The organism is Micromonospora sp. NPDC004704 (assembly GCF_053601675.1).
In genome coordinates this window covers 39,131-61,811 of record NZ_JBSGCD010000040.1, presented here as the reverse complement: position 1 = coordinate 61,811, position 22,681 = coordinate 39,131, and the positions used below count along the sequence as shown (strand labels likewise).

Here is a 22,681-nt window from a genome sequence, read left to right as displayed (position 1 = left end):
CGACCCCGCCAGACACTGGACTGGGCCACCCCAGCCCAGCGCCTGGCACAACTCATCACCGCTTAACGATTGCACTCACCACTTGACCCCAACGCCTCCACGGCGTCGCTAACTTCATGATCAACGCGGCGGGGTGGTGGGTCAGGTGCGGAGGCGGAGGGCTCGGGGGGTGGGGCGGAAGCCGGCTGCGGTTAGGGCGGCGGCCAGGGGGGAGGACTGGACGGAGTCGCCGTCGGCGCGTTCGACCGACAGGGGGCCCAGGGCGCCGGAGTGGACGGCGTCGGCCAGTGCTTTTGCGGCCAGGACCAGGGCGTCGTTGTCGTCCACGAAGGACAGTAGGGTGCGGCCGCCGCGCTCGACGTACAGGGCCAGGTCGCCGGCGATCAGGATCACCAGGGCACCGGCCTTGCGACCGGCCCGGTGCCCGCTCACCCCGCGTTCACCGTCACCGGAGTCGACCACCCGCTCGGGCCAGGGCAGGGCGGCACCGTACGGATTCGCCGGGTCGGTGGCGGCGAGCACCAGGGCGCTGCCCGTACGCCGACGGCCGTCGTCCGGTTCGGCCAGCGCGCGGAGCCGGTCCACCGCCCCCGGTACGGCGAACTGCGCCGCCCCCAGTCCCTCGACGAAGTACCCCCGTCGGGCGGCACCGCGTTCCTCCAGCGCCACCAGCACCGGGTAGACGCCCGCGAACCCGCCGACGATCCCCTCGGCGGCGACCGCGCCCCGGGTGACCAGTCCGTGCCGTTCCAGCAGCAGATCTGCCAGGGCGGCGGCCCGTCGGGTCGGGTCGGTGTCCCGATCCGGCAGCCGGGACCAGCGACCCGCCACGGCGGGTGGGCCACCCCGGGCCGGCAGTGCCGGGCGCCCGGGACGCCGGTAGCGGGTGCGTGGCGCTCCCGGGCGGGCCCGGTGCGCGCCCCGTCCACCGAGCAGCGCCCGCAGCGGGGCGATGGTGTCGTTGGTCAACCAGCCGCCCCAGGTCAGCTCCCAGACGGCGGCGACCAGGGGATCGTCGTCGGTCGAACCGACCCGGTCGGCCAACGCCCGGAAGAAGAGCGCCTGCCCGTCGCCGAGAGCATCCAGCACCGACTGGTGCAGCGGGGTCAGGGCGAGCGCCGGATCGGGCGGCGGCAGCAGGAGCGGTGCGGAGTCGGCGTACGCGAGGCTGACCCAGCCGTCGGCCGCCCCGATCGCGCCGGTCCCGGCCCAGGTCACCTCGCCGCTGGCGCAGAGCTCGTCCAGGTACGCGGGGGAGTAGTCGGCCACCCGTGCCGGGAGGATCAGGCTCTCCAGAGCGGATGCGGGCACCGCCACGCCCTGGAGCTGTTCGATCGCCGCGGCGACCGCCTCGACACCTCTCGCGTTGCCCCCGACCTGCTGCCAGCGGGGCAGGAAGGTGGCGAGCGTACGCGGCGGCACGGGTTCGATCTCCCGGCGCAGGGCGGCGAGTGAACGGCGGCGGAGCAGGCGCAGGACCTCGGCACCGCACCACTCGGTGCCGGTGCCGGCCGGTGAGAACTCGCCCGACACCACCTGACCGGTCGCGGCGAGCCGGCGCAGTGCCTGTTCCACCACGAACACCCCGAGGCCGAACCGGGCCGCGCAGGTGGCCGCCGGGAACGGCCCGTGCGTACGGGCGTAGCGGGCGACCAGGTCACCGAGCGGGTCCGTCACCGGCTCCAGGTACGCCTGCGCGATGCCGACCGGCAGGGCGACCCCGAGCGCGTCGGAGAACCGGCCGGCGTCCTCGACCCCGATCCAGCGCTCCTGTCCGGCGATCCGTACCCGCAGGATCCGGCGGGACGCCTCCAGCTCGGCCAGCCACTCCGGTCGGGCGCCGCGTTCGACCAGCTCCGCCTCGGTCTGGTCGCCGAGCAGCCGGAGCAACTCGACCACGTCCTCACCGTCGCGGGGGCGGCGCTGCTCGGTCAGCCACTGCAACTGCCGCTCGGTCTCGGCGACCACCGCCGGATCGAGCAGTTCACGCAGGTCGACCCGGCCGAGCAGCTCGCCGAGCAGGGCCGAGTCGAGTGCGAGCGCGGCGGCCCGGCGTTCGGCCAGCGGGGCGTCGCCCTCGTAGAGGAAGGCGCCGACGTAGCCGAAGAGCAGCGACCGGGCGAACGGCGACGGCTGGTTGGTCTCCACCTCGACCAGCCGGATCTTCCGGGCGGCGAGATCGCGCATCAGCCCGACCAGCGCCGGTACGTCGAACACGTCCTGCAGGCACTCGCGGGCCGCCTCCAGGGTGATCGGGAAGTCGGCGTACTCGCGGGCCACGTCGAGCAGTTGGGCGGCCCGTTGCCGCTGCTGCCAGAGCGGTTGCCGGCGCCGGGGATCGCGCCGGGGCAGCAGCAGGGCACGGGCGGCGCACTCGCGGAACCGGGCGGCGAACATCGCCGAGCCGCCCACCGCCTCCTGCACGATCTGCGCGATCTCGTCCGGGTCGAAGCCGACCAGGTCGGCGCCGGGTGGTTCGTCGGCGGTGTCCGGCAGCCGCACCACGATCCCGTCGTCGCTCGGTACGACCTGCGCGTCCACCCCGTACCGTTCGGCCAGCCGGCGGCCGATCGCGAGCGCCCAGGGGCCGTTGACCCTGGCCCCGAGGATCGAGTGCACGGCGAGCCGCCAGTCGCCGAGCTCGTCGCGGAAGCGCTCGACCACCACGGTCCGGTCGTCCGGCAACGACCGGGTCGCCTCCCGCTGCTCACGCAGGTACGCAACGAGGTTGCCGGCCGCCCAGGCGTCCAGCCCACCGTCGCGCAGTGCCGCGGTGGCGGTCTCGTCGTCCTGTTTGACCAGGGTGCGCAGCCGGGCGCCGATGGCCCGGCCCAGCTCGATCGGGCGGCCGAGGCTGTCGCCCTTCCAGAACGGCATCCGGGCGGCCTGGCCCGGGGCGGGGGAGACCAGCACCCGGTCCGGGGTGATGTCCTCGATCCGCCAGGACGACGAGCCGAGCAGGAAGACGTCGCCGATCCGGGACTCGTAGACCATCTCCTCGTCCAGCTCGCCGACCCGCGCGGACCGGGTCGCCCCGGCGAGGAAGACACCGAACAGGCCCCGGTCGGGGATGGTGCCACCGCTGGTGACGGCGAGCCGCTGGGCGCCGGCCCGGCCGGTGAGCAGGTCGGTGCCCCGGTCCCAGACCAGTCGTGGGCGCAGCTCGGCGAAGGCGGTCGACGGGTAGCGCCCGGAGAGCATGTCCAGCACCGCGTGCAGGGCCGAGTCGGGCAGCTCGGCGAAGGGCGCGGCCCGGTGGACCAGGGCGGCGAGGTCGGGCACCCGCCACTCGTCCAGTGCGACCATCGCGATGATCTGCTGCGCCAGTACGTCGAGCGGGTTGCGGGGGTAGTGCAGTTCCTCGATCGCCCCGTCGCCCATCCGCTCGGCGACCACCGCGCAGGAGATCAGGTCGCCCCGGTGCTTGGGGAAGACAACCCCTCGGGAGATGGCGCCGACCTGGTGTCCGGCCCGGCCGACCCGTTGCAGGCCGGCGGCGACGCTCGGCGGGGCCTCGATCTGGACCACCAGGTCGACCGCGCCCATGTCGATGCCGAGTTCGAGGCTGGAGGTGGCGACCACGGCGGGGAGCTGGCCGGACTTGAGCGCCTCCTCGATGTGCTTGCGTTCCTCGCGGGAGACGCTCCCGTGGTGGGCTCGGGCGATCACCGGTGGGGCGCCGGTGGCGGCGCCGGACTGGGCCATGATCTCCGCCGGCAGCCGTTCGGCCGGTACGGCCAGTGGGGCGTCGAGGGCGGCGGCAACGGTGGCCTGTTCGTCGGCGGCGAGTTCGTTGAGCCGGGCGCAGAAGCGTTCCGCGCCCCGTCGGGAGTTGGTGAAAACGATGGTCGACCGGTGTTCCCGGATGAGCTGGAAGACCCGTTCCTCGACCGCCGGCCAGATGGAGGCGCGGCGGGGTGTGCCCAACTCGTCGTCGTCGGGTGGGTTGCGTTCGTCGAGCCGGGTCATGTCCTCCACCGGCACCTCGACGCTGACCTCGATGGTCTTCGGGGTCCGTGGCTGGACCACGTCGACCGGCCGGGCACCGGCGAGGAAGCGGGCGGTGGCGTCGATCGGCCGTACGGTGGCGGAGAGCCCGATCCGCTGTGCCGGTCGGGGCAGGAGCTGGTCCAGGCGTTCGAGGGAGAGGGCCAGGTGGGCGCCGCGCTTGGTGGCCGCGACCGCGTGCACCTCGTCGACGATCACCGACTCGACCCCGCGCAGGGAGTCGCGGGCGGCCGAGGTGAGCAGCAGGAACAGCGACTCCGGGGTGGTGATCAGGATGTCCGGTGGGGTACGGGCGAAAGCCCGCCGCTCGTCCGCCGGGGTGTCCCCGGTACGCATCCCGACGGTGATCTCCGGTGGCGGGAGCCCGAGCCGGGCGGATGCCTGCCGGATGCCGGTGAGCGGGGCGCGCAGGTTGCGCTCGACGTCGACGGCGAGTGCCTTGAGCGGGCTGACGTAGAGCACCCGGCAGCGGTGCTTCGGGTCCTCCGGTCGGGGCTCGCGGGCCAGCCGGTCCAGTGACCAGAGGAAGGCGGCCAGGGTCTTGCCGGATCCGGTCGGCGCGACGACCAGGGCGTTGTGACCGGCGCCGATCGACTGCCAGGCACCGGCCTGGGCGGCGGTGGGTGCGGCGAACGCGGCGGCGAACCACTCACGCGTTGCCACCCCGAACCGCTCCAGTACGTCCGCCATGGCGCCAATCCTGCCCCGCGCCTACGACAATCGGCGGATCACCGTGGCGCTTTGCGATGCTTGTACACTTAAAGCCCTATTCCTACGTTAAGTGTTACTTAACTGCTTGCTGATGCACTGCGACATAAAGTAACTTCTCCGGCAGTCCGAGGGCGGTACGGAGGGGGCCGGATGACTGCCGAACAGCACCGTGCCGATCGCGGCACCGACGTACTCATCCGGAAGGTCGACGGGCACCTGGCCGCACTCCGCCTCGGCCTGCGGGGCGCCGACCTCGAACTCGCCGAACGGGTCGGTGCCTGCCTGCGCGTCCTGGTGCTCGACACCGCCCAGGCCAGCGCGGCCGACCGGGCCCAGGTCCGGGCCGCGGTGCACTACTTCGTCCTGCGCCGCGAGGGGCGCGGCAAACTCGTCGCGGTCCGGTCGCTCGCCGCGGCCCAACACCTGGTCAACCGGGTCGTTCTCCAACTCGGCCGACCCGACCTGCTGGTCGGGTCCACTTCGGACTGATCGGCCCGCGGGGACCCACCCGGTAGACTGCACCCGCCGAGAAGCGACCGGACGGGGTGACATCAAGCAATGTGGGACGGACGTCTGATCCGCCGACCGATCGGTCGGCTGGTCGTTGCTGTCCTGCTCACCCTGCTCTCGCTCACCGCCGTACACGGGGCGAGTTCCGCCGACACCCCGGCCGGCGCCCTGGCCAGTCCGCACGCGTCCATCGGCGCGGCGCTGCACCACACCACCCCGGTGCACGGCCGGGGCGAGGCGGAAACCGGCTCCGGCCGGGGCGCCGCCCGAGCGCTCGCCGGGGCGGAGCTGCGCCCACCCGCGCCGGAGCCGTTCGCCGTGCGGACGCGGTCGGTCGCGCTGCCGGTCGTACCGGTCGAGGTCTCCGCGCCGATCGTCGGACACCGGGCGGATCCGCGTTCCCGGACCGTTTCCGGGCCGTCCAGCCGCGCCCCGCCGGCCTGACCCGCCGCCGGCGCCACCGGCTGATCCGCGCCCGACGGTCGCGGTCCGGACCCCCAACGACCCCCGCCGCCACCTGATACACCGAGTGGCAGTGGTCCGGACGTCCGCCGGCCTGGTCGTCGGCTGATCTCCGTCCCGCCGTGGCGGTCCGGACTTCCCGTCCTCGCCCACTTCGGGTACGTCGTGCCGCCCGGCCATCCGGCCCCGGCGGCCCGGTGTCGCGGCTGCTGACGGGGTTTAGCCCGACTTTCGTTATTTGCCGGCATTATCGACGTTTATGCCTCCTGATCCTCCGTAGCCGCAGACCCTGGACAAGGGCCTGCGATGACACCTACCTGGAGAACGCATGCTGGTGCTGCTGAGCCTCCACCTCGCGCTGGCGCTGATCGCGCCACTGCTCGTCCGTTGGTGGGGTCGCCGCGCCTGCTACCTGCTGGCCCTCGCCCCGGCGGCGGTCTTCGGCTGGGCCGTCGCCATCACCGGTACGGTCCGCGACGGCGGCACGGTGGCCGAGACGTACGGCTGGGTCCGGCAGTTGCACCTCGACCTGGCCCTGCGGGTGACCACGCTCTCCTGGCTGATGGTGCTCCTGGTCGGCGGGATCGGGGCACTGGTGCTGGTCTACTGCGCCCGGTACTTCTCCGCCGACGACACCGGTCTCGGTCGCTTCGCCGCCACCTTCGTCGGCTTCGCCGGAGCCATGTTCGGCCTCGTCGTCTCCGACAACCTCGTCCTGCTCTACGTGTTCTGGGAGCTGACCACGGTCTGCTCCTACCTGCTGATCGGCCAGAACCCGGAGAAGTGGGCCAGCCGCCGGGCCGCCGCCCAGGCGCTCGTGATCACCACCGTCGGCGGGCTGGCCATGCTGATCGGCCTGATCATGCTCGGCCAGCGCGCCGGCACGTACCGGATCTCCGAACTGGCGGACGCACCGCTGCCCACCGACGGGTACCTCGCCACCCTGGTCGTGCTGCTCCTGGTCGGGGCGCTCACCAAGTCCGCGATCTTCCCGGTCAGCTTCTGGCTGCCCGCGGCGATGGCCGCCCCCACCCCGGTCAGCGCGTACCTGCACGCGGCGGCGATGGTCAAGGCCGGGGTCTACCTCGTCGCGCTCTTCGCCCCGCTGTTCGCCGACGACCAGCCGTGGCGGCTGCTGGTCTTCGTCACCGGCGCGGTCACCATGCTGCTCGGCGGCTGGGCAGCACTGCGCCAGACCGACCTGAAACTGCTGCTCGCGTACGGCACGGTCAGCCAGTTGGGGCTGCTGTTCATCCTCACCGGGGCGGGCACCCGGGACGCCGAACTCGCCGGCATCACCATGCTGCTCGCCCACGCGCTGTTCAAGTCCGCGCTCTTCCTCGTCGTCGGCATCGTCGACCACAGCGCCGGCACCCGTGAACTGCCCGCGCTGTCCGGACTGTGGCGGCGGATGCCGGTGGTCTTCGCCGCCGCCGTACTCGCCGTGGCGTCGATGGCCGGGCTGCCGCCGCTGCTCGGGTTCGTCGGCAAGGAGGCGGTGTTCGAGGCGTTCCGGCACGATCCCGTCCTGCTGACCGCCCTGGTCGCCGGGGCCACCCTGACCGTGGCCTACAGCCTCCGCTTCCTCTGGGGGGCGTTTGCCACCAAAGCCTCGGTGCCGGCCACCTCGACCGAACCGGTGGCGGTCGCCATGCTCGCCCCGGTCGGGCTGCTGGCGGTGGCCGGGCTGGCGCTGGGCGTACTGGCCGGGCCGGTCGACGACCTGCTGGTCCCGTACGCCGGGCAGTTCGGTCCGGGTGAATACCACCTCGCGCTCTGGCACGGACCCGGCCTTGCGGTCGGGCTGACCCTGGTCGCGCTGTCCGGCGGCGGGCTGCTGTTCGCCCTGCGGCACCGGATGGCCCGGCTGCTCGAACGGATGCGTGCCCCGTTCGACGGCGGGACCGCCTACGAGCGGGTCACCTACTGGCTGGACCGGGTGGCGGTCGAGGTCACCGGGGCCACCCAGCGCGGTTCGCTGCCGCAGTACCTCGGCACCATCCTGGTGGTCCTGGTGGTGGTGCCCGGCGGGGCGCTGCTGATCGGCCGGCCCTGGCCGGAGCGGATCGCGCTCTGGCACAGCCCGGTGCAACTGGTGGTCGCGGTGGTCCTCGCCACCGCCGCGGTGCTCACCGTACGGGCCCGCCGCCGGCTCACCGCGATGGTCCTGGTCGGGGTCACCGGCTACGGCACGGCGATGATGTTCATCCTCTACGGCGCACCCGACCTGGCCCTGACCCAGTTCCTGGTCGAGACCGTCTCGATCGTGATGTTCGTGCTGGTCCTGCGCCGGCTGCCGGCCAACTTCTCGGCCCGCCCGCTGCGCGCCAGCCGGTGGCTGCGAGTCGGCATCGGTACCGCCGTCGGTCTGGTCATGGGCGGGTTGGCGCTCGCCGCCGCCGGTGGCCGGGAGGCGGTGCCGATCTCGGTCGACTTCGCCGAACTCGCCGTCTCGTACGGCCACGGCCGCAACATCGTGAACGTCACGCTGGTCGACATCCGGGCCTGGGACACCATGGGGGAGATCGCGGTGCTGGTGGTGGCCGCCACCGGAGTGGCCAGCCTGATCTTCCAACGTCCCCGGGCCGGTCCCGGTCCCCGCCGGCCGAACCTCGCCCGCCGGGGTCCGAGCCGGACGGGGCGTCGCCGGGAACGGGTCTGGCTGCGGGCCGGACCCACCCTGCGCGACCGGCGCCGCTCGATCGTCTTCGAGGTGGTCACCCGGCTGATCTTCCACACCATCGTGCTGTTCTCCCTCTACCTGGTGTTCTCCGGGCACAACGCCCCCGGTGGAGGGTTCAGCGGCGGGCTGGTCGTCGGGCTGGCCCTGGCCGTCCGCTACCTCGCCGGAGGCCGGTACGAACTCGACGAGGCCGCCCCGGTCGACGCCGGACTGGTTCTCGGCGCCGGACTGTTCGTCTCGGTCGGCGCCGGTGCGCTGGCCCTGCTGGCCGGCGCCGAGGTCCTGCAGAGCGGCGTACTCGACCTGCACCTGCCGGTGGTCGGTGAGGTGCACCTGGTCACGTCGCTCTTCTTCGACATCGGCGTGTACCTGATCGTGGTCGGCCTGGTGCTGGACATCCTGCGCAGCCTCGGCGCCGAGGTGGACCGGCAGATCGAGGCCGGCGAGGGACCCGAAACCGAACTGGAACCGTTGCGAGAGCGGGAGCTGACATGATCCCCAACCTGGTCCAGGCGGTGACCGTCGCCGTCCTCGTCGGCGCCGGAGTCACCCTGCTGCTGGAGCGCAGCCTGACCCGGGTCCTGCTCGGCGTCATCATGCTCGGCAACGGGGTCAACCTGATGATCCTGCTCGGCGGTCGCAGCGGTGCCGCACCGATCGTCGGGGTCACCCCGGAGGCGGAGATGAGCGACCCGCTGCCCCAGGCGATGGTCCTCACCGCGATCGTCATCACCCTCGGCATCACCGCGTTCCTGCTCGCCGTCGGCTACCGGAGCTGGCAGCTCTTCGGCCACGACGAGGTACAGGACGACCTGGAGGATCAGCGGATCATGGTGCTCGCCCAGCGGGACGAGGTCACCCGGGGGGACGAGCCGGTCGACGAGCGTACGGACGACCGCGCGGAAGCGCCCACCGAGGACGGCGACGACCCGGAGCAGGTACCCGGCCCGGCCGGACCCTTCACCCGCCACGACGGCACCGGCCCGGACAGCGCCGCCGGCTCCGGTGGTACGGGTGGTGGTGACCGATGAGCTACCTGGTTCCCCTGCCGGTGGTGATTCCGTTGCTGGCGGCGGCGTTGACGCTGGTCCTGGCCCGGTACCCGGTCGCGCAGCGGCTGGTCAGCATCACCGCGCTCAGCACCACCCTCGGTGTCGCGGTCGTGCTCCTGGTGCAGGCCAGCCGGGAGGGCCCGCTGGTCGTCTACGTCGGCGGGTGGCCGGCGCCGGTCGGCATCGTGCTCGTCGCCGACCAACTCTCGGCGCTGATGCTGGTGGTCTCCGCCGCGGTGACCCTCTGCGTCCTGCTCTACTCGATCGGGGAGGGCCGGGGGGACGGTTCCGAGTCGACCCCGGTGACCATCTACCACCCCACCTACCTGGTGCTGACCGCCGGTGTGACGAACGCGTTCCTCTCCGGCGACCTGTTCAACCTCTTCGTCGGCTTCGAGATGCTGCTCGCCGCGAGCTACGTACTCATCACGCTCAGCGGGACCGGGGTACGGATCAGGGGCGGTACGACGTACGTGGTGGTCAGCCTGCTCTCCTCGATGATCTTCCTGAGCGCGATCGGGCTGATCTACGCGGCCACCGGCACGCTCAACCTGGCCCAGCTCGCCGGCCGGCTCGACGCCCTCCCGGCGGAACTCCGGCTGGTCCTGCACCTGATGCTGCTGCTGGCCTTCGGGATCAAGGCGGCGGTCTTCCCACTGTCGGCCTGGCTGCCGGACAGCTACCCGACCGCTCCCGCCCCGGTCACCGCGGTCTTCGCCGGCCTGCTCACCAAGGTCGGCGTGTACGCCATCATCCGTACCGAGACCCTGCTCTTCCCCGGTGGTCAGGTCGACAACCTGCTGCTGGTGGTCGCCCTGCTGACCATGGTGATCGGCATCCTCGGCGCGGTCGCCCAGTCCGACATCAAGCGGCTGCTCTCCTTCACCCTGCTCAGCCACATCGGATACATGATCTTCGGGGTGGCGCTGACCTCGCTCGCCGGGCTGTCCGGGGCGATCTTCTACGTGGTGCACCACATCACCGTGCAGACGACCCTCTTCCTCGCCACCGGACTGGTCGAACGCCGGGGCGGCAGCACCAACCTGGACCGGCTCGGCGGGCTGGCCCGGGTGGCACCCCTGCTCGGCATCCTGTTCCTCGTACCCGCGCTCAACCTGGCCGGGATCCCGCCGTTCTCCGGGTTCCTCGGCAAGCTCGGCCTGCTGCAGGCCGGGGTGGCGCAGGGCGGTGCGCTGCCGTGGCTGCTGGTCATCGGCGGCACCCTCACCAGCCTGCTCACCCTCTACGCCACCATGAAGGTCTGGAACCTGGCGTTCTGGCGGGCACCGAGGCTCGCCGACCCGCACGCTCCGGCCGGACTGCCGCCGGTCATGGTCGGCGCCACCCTCGCCCTGGTCGCCCTCGGGATCGGGCTCACCGTGGTCGCCGGTCCGCTCTACCAGCTCAGCGGTGACGCGGCCGAGGACCTGCGACAACGCACGCCGTACGTGGAAGCGGTCTTCCCGGTGGGCACACCGTGACCGGGCCGTCGCAGGCCACCACCAGCCGACCCGTGACCACCCGGGGACGGTGGCGCGACCAGTTGGTCACCGTGGTCTGGCTGGTGCTGGTCTGGAACCTGCTCTGGGGCGAGTTCACCTGGGGCAACGTCCTCGGGGGCGCGCTGGTCGCGCTGCTGGTCCTGGTCTTCTTCCCGCTGCCGAGGGTGACCTTCGACGGCCGGATCCGGCCACTCGGTCTGCTCCGGTTCGCCGCCCGGTTCATCGCCGAACTGCTCACCGCCAGCGTCCAGGTCGCCTGGATCGCGGTCCGTCCGGACGGCGTACGGCACAGCGCGATCATCGCCGTACCGCTGCGGGTGCGCTCGGACCTGAACCTGACCCTGACCGCCGAGGCGCTGTCGCTGGTCCCCGGCACGCTCATCGTCGAGGCGGTACGCGACACCGGCACGCTCTACGTGCACGTGTTGGACGTACGCGGCCCCGCCGACGTCGAACGCGCCCGGCGGGACGTGCTCGCGGTCGAGGAGCGGATCGTCCGGGCCACGGGATCCGCCGCCGAACTGCGCCTGCTGACCACACCCGGCCCGTCGGCCTCCGACCAGCCCCCGTCCACCCCACCACCAACCGATGAAGGAGCGACCGAATGAGCGTCGTGATCGTGATCGTCACCGGACTGCTCTCCGTCGCGGCGTTGCTGGCCCTCTACCGCATCGTCCGCGGCCCGTCCCTGCTGGACCGGGTCGTCGCCACCGACCTGCTGCTGGCGGTCATCGTCGGCGCGGTCGGCACCGAGGCGGCGATCAACCGGCACGCGACCACGCTGCCGATCCTGGTGGTCCTCGCCATCCTGGGGTTCGTGGCCTCGGTGGGCGTGGTCCGGTTCGCCGCCCGGGAGGACTCGTGACCGACATCGCGGACCTGCTCTCGGCGGCTTTCCTGATCGCCGGTGCGCTGCTCAGTCTCGCCGCCGGGATCGGGGTGGTGCGCTTTCCCGATGTGCTGTCCCGGATGCACGCGGCGACGAAGCCGCAGATCCTCGGCCTGCTGCTGATCCTGATCGGGGTGGGACTGCGGCTGCGTACGGGCGCCGACATCGCCACCCTGGTCCTGGTCGGGGTGTTCCAGTTGGCGACCGCCCCGGTGGCCGCCCAGATGGTGGGGCGGGCCGCGTACCGGGCCGGGCGGCACCGGGCCGACCTGCTGGTCACCGACGAACTCGCCGACGCCACCCCCACCAACCCCGACCGGTGAGGAGGAGGTGGCCGGCAGATCGCCCGGAGCCGAATCCGGCCAGACGCACCAGGAACGGATCATCAGCATGCAGAAAGGGACAACCAGGGCCTCGCCCTACCCCGGGGCGGACTCGCGAGGGTTCGGGTGATTGGCCGGGTCGTCCGGATAAACTGTCGGCATGATCGACTCCGCTGCCCAGGAGGGCAGTAGTAGCCAGCCGGGTACGACCCGGCGCCCCTCCCACCGACCGACGAACCGGGGAGCCCTGAGCCCTCCGTGTTGATCGCGATCGGCCTTCTTCTGATCATCGTGCTCACGGCCGCGACGGGTTACTTCGTGGCCCAGGAGTTCGGCTACGTCGCCGTCGACCGTGGCAAACTCAAACAGCTCGCCGACGACGGCGACCCGGCCGCCCAGCGCGCCCTCAAGGTCACCGGACGGCTCTCCTTCATGCTCTCCGGCGCCCAGCTCGGCATCACCCTGACCGCCCTGCTCGTCGGGTACGTCGCCGAACCCTTCCTCGGTGACGGGCTCGCCGACCTGTTCGGCGTGGCCGGGGTCCCCGAGGGGATCACCATGCCGCTGTCCATCGCCCTGTCGCTGGTCATCGCGACCGTCGTGCAGATGGTGCTCGGCGAACTGGCCCCGAAGAACCTCGCCATCGCCCGCGCCGAGATGCTGGCCCTGAAGCTCAGCCGGTCGACCCTGATCTACCTGACCGTCGCCGCCCCGGTGATCCGCCTCTTCGACGCCGCAGCCACCCGGCTGCTGCGCCGGGTCGGCATCGAACCGATCGAGGAACTGCCCAGCGGCGCCACCCCGGAGGACCTGGAACAGATCATCGCGGAGTCGCGCGAGGAGGGGCAGCTCGACATCGCCATGTCGACCCTGCTCGACCGGGGACTCGACTTCCGCCAGCTCACCGCCGCCGAGGCGATGGTGCCCCGGGTGGCGGTGCACACCGTACAGGCGGACGATCCGGTGAGCCGGCTGGTGGAACTGCTCGACACCGGCCACTCCCGCTTTCCCGTACGCGGGACCGAGGGCGTGGACGACGTGATCGGGGTTGCCGGGATCGCCGACGTACTCGGGGTGCCGCCGGAGCGGCGGTTCACCACCCGGGTCGCGGACGTGGCCGTACCCCCGTTGCTGGTGCCCACCACGTTGCCGCTGCCGACGGTGCTGGACCGGCTCCGGGCCGGGCACCGCCAGCTTGCCTGCGTGGTCGACGAGTACGGCGGTTTCGCCGGGGTGATCACCCTGGAGGACATCGCGGAGGAACTCGTCGGCCCGATCCGGGACGAGGACGACCCGCCCGAGCCGACCCCGATCCGGCAGCCGGACGGTTCCTGGGTGGTGCCCGCCCGCTGGCGGATCGACGAGGTCGCGGACAGCACCGGCATCGCGCTGCCCGAGGCACCCGAGTACGACACTCTCTCCGGGCTCGTCATGCGCGAGCTGGGCCGGGTGCCGGAGGTCGGCGACCGGTTGGAGATCAACCTGTCGGCCGAGTCCGAACTTCCCCGGCCACACCCGAAGGCCCTGGTCGAGGTGCTCGCGGTCGATCGGCACGTCGCCGACTCGGTCCGGCTCGCGCTGGTCGGCCAGAACGCGTACGGCTCCGGCTCCGAACACCCCGAGGTGACCGCATGAGTACGACCTGGGCGCTGCTCATCTCGCTGCTCCTGCTCGCCCTGAACGGCTTTTTCGTGGCGGCCGAGTTCGCCCTGGTGGCGAGCAAGCGGTACCGGTTGGAACAGGTCGCCGCGAACGGTGGACGGGCGGCGAAGGCGGCCCTGGACGGGGTACGCGAACTCGGCCTGATGCTGGCCGGCGCGCAACTCGGCATCACCGTCTGCACCCTGGGCCTCGGTGCCCTCGCCGAGCCGGCGATCGAGCACCTGGCCAGCCCGGTCCTGCACGCGGTGGGGCTGCCCGACGCGCCCAGTCACGTGATCGCCCTGCTGTTCGCCCTGCTGCTGGTGACGTTCCTGCACCTGGTGGTCGGCGAGATGGCGCCCAAGTCCTGGGCGATCACCGACGCGGAGCGGTCCGCGGTCCTGCTGGCCCTGCCGTTCCGGGCCTTCGCCCGGGTGGCCCGGCCGCTGCTGACCGCGCTCAACGGTCTGGCGAACGTGATCCTGCGCCTGGCCAAGGTACGACCGCAGGACCAGTTGGCCCAGGCACACGGCCCGGAGGAGCTGCGGATGCTGCTGGAGCAGTCGGCCGAGCACGGGTTGCTCGCGGCGGACCAGCAGCAGTTGCTGACCAGCATGCTGGAGTTGCAGGGCACCACGGTGGCCGACGTGATGGAGCCGGTGGACCGGATCGTGTCGGTTCGGCGGGAGGACACCGCCGATCGGATCGAGGCGGTGAGCCGGGACAGTGGCCGGTCCCGACTGGCCGTGCTGGACGGCCCCGACGTGGTCGCCGGCATGGTGCACGTACGCGAGGCCGTACGCGCGACCACGGCGGGCCGGGCGGCGACGGCTGAGGAGCTGATGACCCCGGTCTTCAGCCTGGCCGCCACCGCCACCGTCACCGAGGCGGTGGCCGCGATGCGGGCTCGTCAGGCACAGCTCGCCCTGGTCACCGACCGGGTCGGGGTCGGCCGCCCGGTCGGGTTCGTGGCCCTGGAGGACCTCCTGGAGGAGGTCATCGGGGAGTTCGACGACGAGACCGACCAGGTCCCGCGCGGTCGTCGACTGCGCTGATCGGGAACGTGGGCGTCAACCGGGCGGGGTGGTCGAATCGGCCGCCCCGCCCGGTCGCGTTGGGGCAGGATCGGCAGGGCAGGCCCCGGCGTGGAGGGACGGCCGACGGTGCTCTTCGGTGGCGCGTCACCCGGTACGGGCTTCGCCGTCCGTACGACGCTGACCAATCCGAGCACGCGGCCGGGGCTCGACCTGCCGGGACGGGTCCGGATGGTCGGCGGTGACCAACCGGTGCCGATCGGGCACGTGACGGTGGGACTGGTGACCAGGGTCGAGCCGGCGGACGGCGGCGACGGTTACCTCGAGTACGAGTTCGGCCGGGTACGGGTCGCCGGGGCGGTCGTGCTGGGACCGGGGGAGCGGCGGGACGTGGCGTTCGCCGTACCGATGCCCTGGGAACTTCCGGTGACCGTGGTCAACGGCGTACCCCGGCTGAACCTGCCGATGGCGTTGCGGACCGAGGTGGCGCTCGGCCCGGAGCTGGACCGGGGCGGCCTGACCGGCGTTTTTGTTCATCCGCTGCCGGCGCAGGAGCGGATCCTGTCGACCTTCGAGAGTCTGGGTTTCACCCTGCGCCAGGTGGGCCTGCAACAGGGGGAGTTGCCGGGGGTGAAGCAGAGCCTGCCGTTCCACCAGAAGATCGGTTACTGGGCGGCGCCGCTCTATGCCGGCCCGTTCGCCGAGGTCGAGCTGACCTTCCTGGCCGGTTCGCAGGCGTTGGAGGTGGTCTTCGCGCTGGACCGGCGTCTGGCGCTCGCCGGAGCCAGCCACTACAGCCTGACCCGGTTCCGCGTACCGCACGCCGACGTCGACCGGTTCAACTGGGTCGAGGTGGTGGACAGTTGGGTCCGGCACGCGGTGGCCCGGCACGCCGCAATCCGCTCCGGCGCCACCGACGGCCCGATCATGCCCGAGTCCGTCCACACCAACCGCCCCCCGGACCTACCCCCCGAAGGCGAGGGCCTCACCGGCACCGCCGGCGGCGAAGGCGGAATCTAACCCCCGCCCCGCCCGCCCCGGCGATCTTGCAGTTGTGGCGCCTCGTTATGACCGACTTAGGGCTTATGTCAGCGACCACAAGTGCAAGATCGCCGGGCCAGACGGGCGGGACGGAGAGCCGGGCGGGGGGCACAGGGGCCGGGGGGTGGGAGGGGTCAGCCGGCGGTGGCGGTGGCTAGTTTGAGGCTGAAGCCGAGGAAGAGGACGCCGATGCCGGTGGTGGTTGCCGCGGCCAGGCGGCGGCGTTGGCGGAACTGGGCGGCCAGGTAGGTGCCGGTGAGGATCAGCAGGGTCAGGTAGAGCACGCTCGCGGCCTGCGCGATCACCCCGAGGAGCAGGAACGACAGCGCCGGGTAGGCGTAGTTCGGGTCGACGAACTGGATGAAGAAGGAGATGAAGAACAGGATCGCCTTCGGGTTCAGCAGGCTGATCACGGCGGCCCGCCGGAACGGGTTGCGCACCGGGGCCGGCTCCGCCCCGTCGATCAGGCGCGGCGCTCCGGGGTCGTTGCGGGCACGCCAGCGCCGCCACGCTCCGCGCAGCATGGTCAACCCCACATAACCGAGGTACGCCGCACCGCCGTACTTGATCACCATGAAGATCGGCGGGTACGCCTTGAGCAGCGACGCCACCCCGGCAGCGGAGAGCACCATCAGTACGGTGTCGCCGAGGAACACCCCGGACGCCGCCTGGTAGCCGACCCGGATGCCGCGTTTGGCGGCGGTGGAGAGCACGAAGAGCGAGTTCGGTCCGGGCAGCAGCACGATGGCGACCGTGCCCAGCACGTAGGTCCAGATGTCGGTGATCCCCAGCACGGGCGTCATCATCACCCCAGGGGTGCCGTCGGGCGAAGCATTTCCCGGAGCGAGAGCTGTGCCTTCGGCCACTCGTCGGCGATCATGGCGTAGAGCACGGTGTCGCGCCACGAGCCGTCCGGCCGCTGCCGGTGCCGCCGCAGCACCCCCTCTCGCTGGGCGCCGAGCCGTTCGATCGCCCGCTGGGATCGGACGTTGCGGATGTCGGTGTGCCAGACCACCCGCTCCGCGCCCAGTTCGTCGAAGGCCCGGCCGAGCAGGAGCAGCTTGGCCTCGGTGTTGATCCCGGTACGCCAGCTCTCCCGGCCCAGGAAGGTGTGACCGATCGCCACCGACCGCCGGGCCTCGTCGACCTCGTAGTAGGAGGTGCTGCCGACGATCCGGCCGGTCCGGGCGTCGCGCTGCACCCAGGGCACCCGCGTGCCGAGGTGCTGGGCGCGCAGGGCCTCGGCGATGACCGCCGCCAGGTCGTCCCGGTTCGCCGGGCGGGGGTGGGACAGGTGGCGCCAGACCTCGGCGTCGTCGGTGGCGGCGTACAGGTCGTCGGTGTGGGCGAGGTCGAGCGGCTCCAGCCGTACGTGCGCGCCGGTCATCGGTGCCGCGGTGAGCCAGGGCGAGCGGGGCGGGCGCAGGTAGTCGGGGACCGGGGCGGTGACCCCGGTGTCCGGCTCGGCCGGGCCGGCGACCTGCCGCAGCGGCAGCACCCCGGCCCAGTGCGGCAGGTCGTAGTCCTCGGGCTCGTCGACCACCGGGCCGGTCCGGGCCCGTACCGACACCTCGCGCAGGGGCAGGGCCAGCACCGCCGTCTCGGCGAGTTCCCTGCGGGTCGGCGGGCGGCTGTCGGCGGCCCGTCCCCGGCCGACCTTCTCCACCAGGGCGGTCATCGCGGCCGCCTTCTCGGCCTGGTCGGTGACCAGGTGGGCGGTGCCGTGCGCGATCACCGAGCGGTAGTTGGCGCTGTGGTGGAACTGGGACCGGCCGTAGACCAGGCCGTCGAGCAGGGTGACGCTGAGGCAGACCGGCAGCCCGTCCGGACCACGGGCGGCGAGCAGCGGCCGTCCCCCGGTCGAGCCGTGCAGGTAGACCGTGTCGTCGACGCGTACGTGCAGGGTGGGCAGGACCCGGGGTTCACCGTCCACGGTGAAGGCGAGGGAGCAGTGGTACGCCTCGTCCAGGATCGCGTGCGCGGCGTCACGCTGGTAGCCCATCCGGTTGCGGCCTCGGTTCGCGGTGGTCCGTTCCGTCTGCTGGTACACCTGGCGCCTCCCCGATTGTTCTAGTACAGTCTGGAAACTGTGGCAGCACATTATCAGATCGAGGGTGGTACGGCAGCCGAGATTTCGGCCAGCGTGGAAACCGGCGTACGCATCGGTGCCCTGCCCGCCGGTGCGGCCCTGCCGCCGGTCCGGAACCTCGCCGGGCAGCTCGCGGTCAGCCCGGCCACGGTGGCCAAGGCGTACCAGGCGTTGCGCCAGCGCGGGCTGGTGGAGACCGCCGGACGCAACGGCACCCGGATCCGCCCCCGACCGCCGGTCGCCGCGTCCCGGTCGGCGCTGCGGCTGCCCCCGGTGGCCTCCGGGACGATCGACCTGGCCAGCGGCGAGCCCGACCACCGGCTGCTGCCCGCGTTCGGGCCGCACCTGGCCGCCCTCGCCCACGCCGGAGGCGCCCCCATCGGTTACGGGGATGCCGGTGTGCTGCCCGAACTGGTCGACCTCGCCGGGCGGCGACTGGCCGCCGACGGGGTGCCGACCGACTCGATCACCGTGACCAGTGGCGCGCTCGACGGCATCGAACGACTCCTCACCGCCCACCTGCGCCCCGGCGACCCGGTCGGGGTCGAGGACCCCGGCTGGGCCAACCTGCTCGACCTGGTCGCCGCGCTGGGCTTCCAGCCGGTCGGCGTACCGGTCGACGACAACGGCCCCACCCCGGCCGGCGTACGGGCCGCGCTGGCGTCCGGCGTACGGGCGCTGGTGGTCACCAGCCGGGCGCAGAACCCGACCGGGGCCGCAGTCACCGCCGACCGGGCGGCGGAGCTGCGCGAACTGCTCGGAGCCCGTCCCGACCTGCTGCTGATCGAGGACGACCACGCCGCCGAACTCGCCCCGATGCCGCTGCACAGCCTCGCCGGGGCGACCCGGAGCTGGGCTTTCGTCCGGTCGGCGAGCAAGCCCTACGGACCGGACCTGCGCCTGGCGGTCCTCGCCGGGGACGAGGCGACCGTGGCCCGGGTCGCCGGCCGGATGCGGGTCGGCGCGGGTTGGGTCTCCACCCTGCTGCAACGGCTCGCCATCGGGCTCTGGCGGGACCCGGAGGTGGCCGCCCAGGTGGCCTCGGCCGGCGAGAGCTACCAGCGGCGGCGGGAGGCCCTGCGGGCGGCGCTGGCCCGGCGGGGGCTGACCGCACACGGCCGCAGCGGGATCAACGTCTGGCTGCCGGTCCCGGACGAGATCCGTGCGGTGACCGGGCTGCGCGACGCCGGTTACGCGGTCGCGCCCGGCTCGCTCTACCGGCTCGCCACCGGACCGGCCATCCGGATCACGATCAGCCCGCTCGCCGACGCCGACATCGAACCCCTGGCCGACGCACTGCTCCGCGCCACCGGCACCGGCCCGCCGACCCCGTTCGGCGCCTGAGCAGGCGATCCAGCCGTGCTCGGGCCGACCACCGTCGCCGGGCAGATCCTCACCCCGCGATCGCCCCGGCCGGGTGCCGTCAGGGGCGTGGTGTGTGAGCGCGGTGGGCCGGGGTAGGACAGGTCCATGGCGCAGACCCGGACCGCCCCCGGCGCACAGGAGTTCATCCCGCCCCGCGCGAAGAGCCTGACCGCGCTGCGTACGGCTGCGGCCTCCTGTGAGGGCTGCGACCTGTACGCCGACGCGAACCAGACGGTCTTCGGCCGGGGTGCCGCATCCGCCCGGATGGTGATGGTCGGTGAACAGCCCGGCGACGTGGAGGACCGGGAAGGCCTCCCGTTCGTCGGCCCGGCCGGTCGGGTGCTGCGCCGGGCGGTGGACGACGCCGGCCTGGACCCGGGACAGCTCTACCTGACCAACGCGGTGAAGCACTTCCGCCACACCATGCGCGGCAAGCGGCGGCTGCACCAGACTCCGGACCAGGTGCACATCGTCGCCTGCCGGCCCTGGCTGGTCGCCGAGTTCGCCGTGCTGCACCCGGAGGTTGTCGTGGTGCTCGGCGCGATCGCGGCGAAGTCGCTGCTCGGTCCGGCGTTCCGGGTCACCCGCGATCGGGGGGTGCTGCTGCCCTGGCCGGAGTCCGCCCAGCACCCGGAGGACTTCACCCGGCCGTCGACCACCGCGAACGGGCAGGTCGAGCCGACCCGGCTGCTGGCCACCATCCACCCCTCGGCGGTGCTGCGCTCCGACAACCGGGAGGACGCGTACGCCGGCCTGGTCGCCGACCTGACCGTGGCAGCCGGGGCACTGGCCTGACCGTGGCGCCGGCCCGACCATGGTGGCCGGGTGTGGTGGCCGGGTGTTGGTGGCCGGGTGTCGGACGGAAGCGGGTTCCGGGGCCGTCGGTGTCGCGCCCGTTCGCGGTGACGGTGCCGGTGGCGCTAGCGTTGGCGGTCGGCGTCGGCGGGTGGTGGCGCGGCCGATCCGGCGGCGGGTCGGGGGCGGGTGGACGCGAGGGGGTTGGACCGGTGCGGCTGACGGATTTCTGGACGCGGCTGGAGCAGGTGTTCGGCCCGGCGTACGCGACCAGCATCGCCGCCGATCAGGTGCTGTCCCAGTTGGGTGGCCGGACGGTCAAGCAGGCGCTCGCCGAGGGTGAGGCGACCGTCGTCGTCTGGCGTGCGGTGGTCGCCGCGTACCCCGATCGAGTACCGGCCCGACTACGCTGAGCTGCCGTTATTGCCTTGTGGCGTGTCGTGCATGCTGTCGTACACCTGTTCGGCTATTGTCCACAGCGGGGTGCTCGTCCACAGCTCACGGCCGGTCGGCTGTTTTCTGTCGGACCTAGCGCCTAGCGTGTGCGCGTGACGAAAAGTTCAGCAAAGACGCCGGCGAAGGCAGGGGTGGCAACCATGGCGCCAGGACCTGACCGGGAGAAGGCACTAGACCTTGCTCTCGCTCAGATCGACAAGCAGTTCGGTAAGGGCTCGGTGATGCGGCTGGGCGAACGGCCGCAGATCCAGATGGCCGTTATCCCGACTGGTTCGATCGCACTCGACGTGGCACTTGGTGTGGGCGGTCTGCCCCGTGGCCGGGTGGTCGAGATCTACGGCCCGGAGAGCAGCGGTAAGACCACCGTGGCGCTGCACGCGGTGGCGAGCGCGCAGCGGGCCGGTGGCATCGCCGCCTTCATCGACGCCGAGCACGCGCTCGACCCGGAATACGCCAAGGCGCTCGGGGTCGACACCGACGCGATGCTGGTCTCCCAGCCGGACACCGGTGAGCAGGCGCTGGAGATCGCGGACATGCTGATCCGCTCCGGCGCGCTGGACATCATCGTGATCGACTCGGTGGCCGCACTGGTGCCCCGGGCCGAGATCGAGGGCGAGATGGGCGACAGCCACGTGGGCCTCCAGGCCCGGCTGATGAGCCAGGCGCTCCGGAAGATCACCGGTGTGCTCAGCAACACCAACACCACCGCGATCTTCATCAACCAGCTCCGCGAGAAGATCGGTGTCATGTTCGGCAGCCCGGAGACCACCACCGGTGGTCGGGCGCTGAAGTTCTACGCGTCGGTCCGGCTCGACGTACGCCGGATCGAGAGCCTCAAGGACGGCACCGACGTGGTCGGTAACCGGACCAGGGTCAAGGTGGTGAAGAACAAGGTCGCCGCCCCGTTCAAGCAGGCCGAGTTCGACATCATGTACGGCAAGGGCATCTCCCGCGAGGGATCCCTGATCGACGTCGGTGTGGAGCAGTCGATCATCCGTAAGTCCGGCGCCTGGTACACCTACGACGGTGACCAGCTCGGCCAGGGCAAGGAGAAGGCCCGGGAGTTCCTCAAGGACAACCCGGACGTGGCGGCCGAGATCGAGAAGAAGATCCTGGAGAAGCTCGGCGTCGGGGTCAGCCCGAGTGACGCCGCGGGCGGCCCGGAGCTGCCGCCGGTGGACTTCTGACCGGTCGCTGAGTCTTCCTCTCCATCATGGCTGGACGACGTGGGGCCAGGTCGGGGCGTGGCTGGGATGCCGCACCGCCCCGATCGGGCGGCGGGACAGTGGGGCGCTCGCGGCGGGGACGGTCCGCGGGCGCCGATCCGGGCGGCGACCTCGCCGCGACCGGTGACACCGGTACAACCGGCTGGTCCGAGGACGATCAGGGCTGGCCGGAGGGCGCGTCGACGTCGTCGGGGCGTACCGACGGGGCCGGGGCGGAGCAGTCGGGCGGCTTCGGCGGTCGACGGCGTGGCCGGAGCGGGGACGCCGCCGAGGCCGGGCCACCCCGTGACGAGGGCGAACTGGCTCGGGAGATCTGCCTGCGACAGCTCGCCGTGCGTCCGCGTACCCGAGCCGAGCTGGCGACCGCACTCGCCCGACGGGGCATCAGCGAAGAGGTCGCCCACCAGGTGCTCGACCGGTACGACGAGGTCGGCATCATCGACGACGCCGCCTTCGCCCGAGCCTGGGTGACCAGTCGCCACCAGGGCCGGGGCCTGGCTCGCCGGGCGCTCGCCAACGAGCTGCGCCAGCACGGGGTGGACCGCGACATCGCCGCCGAGGCGCTTGACGAGCTGGACGAGACGACCGAGAGCGAGACCGCCCGGACCCTGGTGGACCGCAAGCTGCGGACCGCGCGGGGGGCCCCGGACGCGGTGTTCCGCCGGCTGGTGGGCATGCTCGCCCGCAAGGGCTATCCCCCCGGCGTGGCGATCCGGGCGGTGAAGGACGCGTTGGCGGCACAGAGCGCCGAGGCGGCCGAGTTCGCCGAATACATCGACCCGGACGCGCTCGCCGACGCCGAGTCCGAGGTCGACCGGGACGCCCGGGCGGGGGAGTAGCGCCGCCGGACGCCGGCAACCGACGTGACGGGGTCTGTGAGGGCTTCCGACCGGC

General features: G+C 72.3%; 19 protein-coding genes. 16 read left to right on the top strand and 3 right to left on the bottom strand.

Translation table 11 applies throughout. The features are described from left to right. Positions 1–141 precede the first annotated feature (141 nt). Positions 142–4,698, bottom strand: coding sequence for an ATP-dependent helicase (locus tag ACWEFB_RS33230; RefSeq protein WP_452291823.1), 4,557 nt, complete (start codon positions 4,696–4,698; stop codon positions 142–144). 171 nt (positions 4,699–4,869) lie between these two features. On the opposite strand from ACWEFB_RS33230, the gene ACWEFB_RS33225 reads away from it, so the two are divergent. The 11 genes from ACWEFB_RS33225 to ACWEFB_RS33175 all read left to right on the top strand — a co-directional run bounded on the left by ACWEFB_RS33225 (position 4,870) and on the right by ACWEFB_RS33175 (position 15,835). Beyond that, positions 4,870–5,208, top strand: coding sequence for a hypothetical protein (locus ACWEFB_RS33225; RefSeq protein ID WP_326560268.1), 339 nt, complete (start codon positions 4,870–4,872; stop codon positions 5,206–5,208). 69 nt (positions 5,209–5,277) lie between these two features. After that, the gene (locus ACWEFB_RS33220; protein WP_452291821.1) at positions 5,278–5,673 is read left to right on the top strand and encodes a hypothetical protein; all 396 of its coding nucleotides are present in this window, start codon (positions 5,278–5,280) and stop codon (positions 5,671–5,673) included. 346 nt (positions 5,674–6,019) lie between these two features. Then, a complete protein-coding gene (locus tag ACWEFB_RS33215) occupies positions 6,020–8,869 on the top strand; it encodes a Na+/H+ antiporter subunit A (RefSeq protein WP_452291819.1) in 2,850 nt (949 codons plus the stop codon). Then, on the top strand, positions 8,866–9,405 hold the full coding sequence (locus tag ACWEFB_RS33210) for a Na(+)/H(+) antiporter subunit C (protein WP_452291817.1): 540 nt from the start codon (positions 8,866–8,868) through the stop codon (positions 9,403–9,405). The genes ACWEFB_RS33215 and ACWEFB_RS33210 overlap by 4 nt, the downstream gene beginning before the upstream one ends. Beyond that, positions 9,402–10,907 carry a Na+/H+ antiporter subunit D gene (locus ACWEFB_RS33205; protein ID WP_452291815.1) on the top strand — a complete coding sequence of 502 codons (1,506 nt, stop codon included), beginning with the start codon at positions 9,402–9,404 and terminating at the stop codon, positions 10,905–10,907. The genes ACWEFB_RS33210 and ACWEFB_RS33205 overlap by 4 nt, the downstream gene beginning before the upstream one ends. Further along, positions 10,904–11,536, top strand: a complete 633-nt coding sequence (locus ACWEFB_RS33200; protein WP_452291813.1) for a Na+/H+ antiporter subunit E — start codon at positions 10,904–10,906, stop codon at positions 11,534–11,536. Before ACWEFB_RS33205 ends, ACWEFB_RS33200 begins: the two co-directional genes overlap by 4 nt. Further along, positions 11,533–11,793, top strand: a complete 261-nt coding sequence (locus ACWEFB_RS33195) for a monovalent cation/H+ antiporter complex subunit F (RefSeq protein ID WP_452291811.1) — start codon at positions 11,533–11,535, stop codon at positions 11,791–11,793. The genes ACWEFB_RS33200 and ACWEFB_RS33195 overlap by 4 nt, the downstream gene beginning before the upstream one ends. Continuing rightward, entirely contained in the window at positions 11,790–12,140 is a 351-nt protein-coding gene (gene mnhG / locus ACWEFB_RS33190; RefSeq protein WP_452291809.1) for a monovalent cation/H(+) antiporter subunit G, read from the top strand. Before ACWEFB_RS33195 ends, mnhG begins: the two co-directional genes overlap by 4 nt. A 258-nt stretch (positions 12,141–12,398) precedes the next feature. Next, positions 12,399–13,775, top strand: coding sequence for a hemolysin family protein (locus tag ACWEFB_RS33185; protein WP_452291807.1), 1,377 nt, complete (start codon positions 12,399–12,401; stop codon positions 13,773–13,775). Next, a complete protein-coding gene (locus tag ACWEFB_RS33180; RefSeq protein ID WP_452291805.1) occupies positions 13,772–14,836 on the top strand; it encodes a hemolysin family protein in 1,065 nt (354 codons plus the stop codon). Before ACWEFB_RS33185 ends, ACWEFB_RS33180 begins: the two co-directional genes overlap by 4 nt. A 108-nt stretch (positions 14,837–14,944) precedes the next feature. Beyond that, positions 14,945–15,835: a sporulation protein gene (locus ACWEFB_RS33175; protein WP_452291829.1), complete on the top strand. Its 891-nt coding sequence runs from the start codon at positions 14,945–14,947 to the stop codon at positions 15,833–15,835. A gap of 155 nt (positions 15,836–15,990) precedes the next feature. Here the strand turns inward: ACWEFB_RS33175 and leuE are convergent, their stop codons facing one another. Together leuE and ACWEFB_RS33165 are read right to left on the bottom strand one after the other, a co-directional pair. After that, positions 15,991–16,662 carry a leucine efflux protein LeuE gene (gene leuE / locus ACWEFB_RS33170; RefSeq protein WP_326560257.1) on the bottom strand — a complete coding sequence of 224 codons (672 nt, stop codon included), beginning with the start codon at positions 16,660–16,662 and terminating at the stop codon, positions 15,991–15,993. Then, complete coding sequence (locus ACWEFB_RS33165; RefSeq protein WP_452291803.1) at positions 16,662–17,906, bottom strand: bifunctional pyridoxamine 5'-phosphate oxidase family protein/GNAT family N-acetyltransferase; 1,245 nt, start codon at positions 17,904–17,906, stop codon at positions 16,662–16,664. Before ACWEFB_RS33165 ends, leuE begins: the two co-directional genes overlap by 1 nt. 39 nt (positions 17,907–17,945) lie before the next feature. Between ACWEFB_RS33165 and ACWEFB_RS33160 the strand changes: the two genes are divergently transcribed. From ACWEFB_RS33160 to ACWEFB_RS33140, 5 genes are all read left to right on the top strand, one after another. Beyond that, entirely contained in the window at positions 17,946–19,289 is a 1,344-nt protein-coding gene (locus ACWEFB_RS33160) for an aminotransferase class I/II-fold pyridoxal phosphate-dependent enzyme (RefSeq protein WP_452291801.1), read from the top strand. Positions 19,290–19,415: 126 nt separating this feature from the next. Beyond that, on the top strand, positions 19,416–20,105 hold the full coding sequence (locus tag ACWEFB_RS33155; protein WP_452291799.1) for a UdgX family uracil-DNA binding protein: 690 nt from the start codon (positions 19,416–19,418) through the stop codon (positions 20,103–20,105). A gap of 212 nt (positions 20,106–20,317) precedes the next feature. Then, positions 20,318–20,518: a DUF3046 domain-containing protein gene (locus tag ACWEFB_RS33150; RefSeq protein WP_363598574.1), complete on the top strand. Its 201-nt coding sequence runs from the start codon at positions 20,318–20,320 to the stop codon at positions 20,516–20,518. Between the two features lie 183 nt (positions 20,519–20,701). After that, the gene (recA, locus tag ACWEFB_RS33145) at positions 20,702–21,748 is read left to right on the top strand and encodes a recombinase RecA (protein ID WP_363598572.1); all 1,047 of its coding nucleotides are present in this window, start codon (positions 20,702–20,704) and stop codon (positions 21,746–21,748) included. A gap of 26 nt (positions 21,749–21,774) precedes the next feature. Continuing rightward, a complete protein-coding gene (locus tag ACWEFB_RS33140; protein WP_452291796.1) occupies positions 21,775–22,626 on the top strand; it encodes a regulatory protein RecX in 852 nt (283 codons plus the stop codon). Positions 22,627–22,681: the final 55 nt, after the last annotated feature.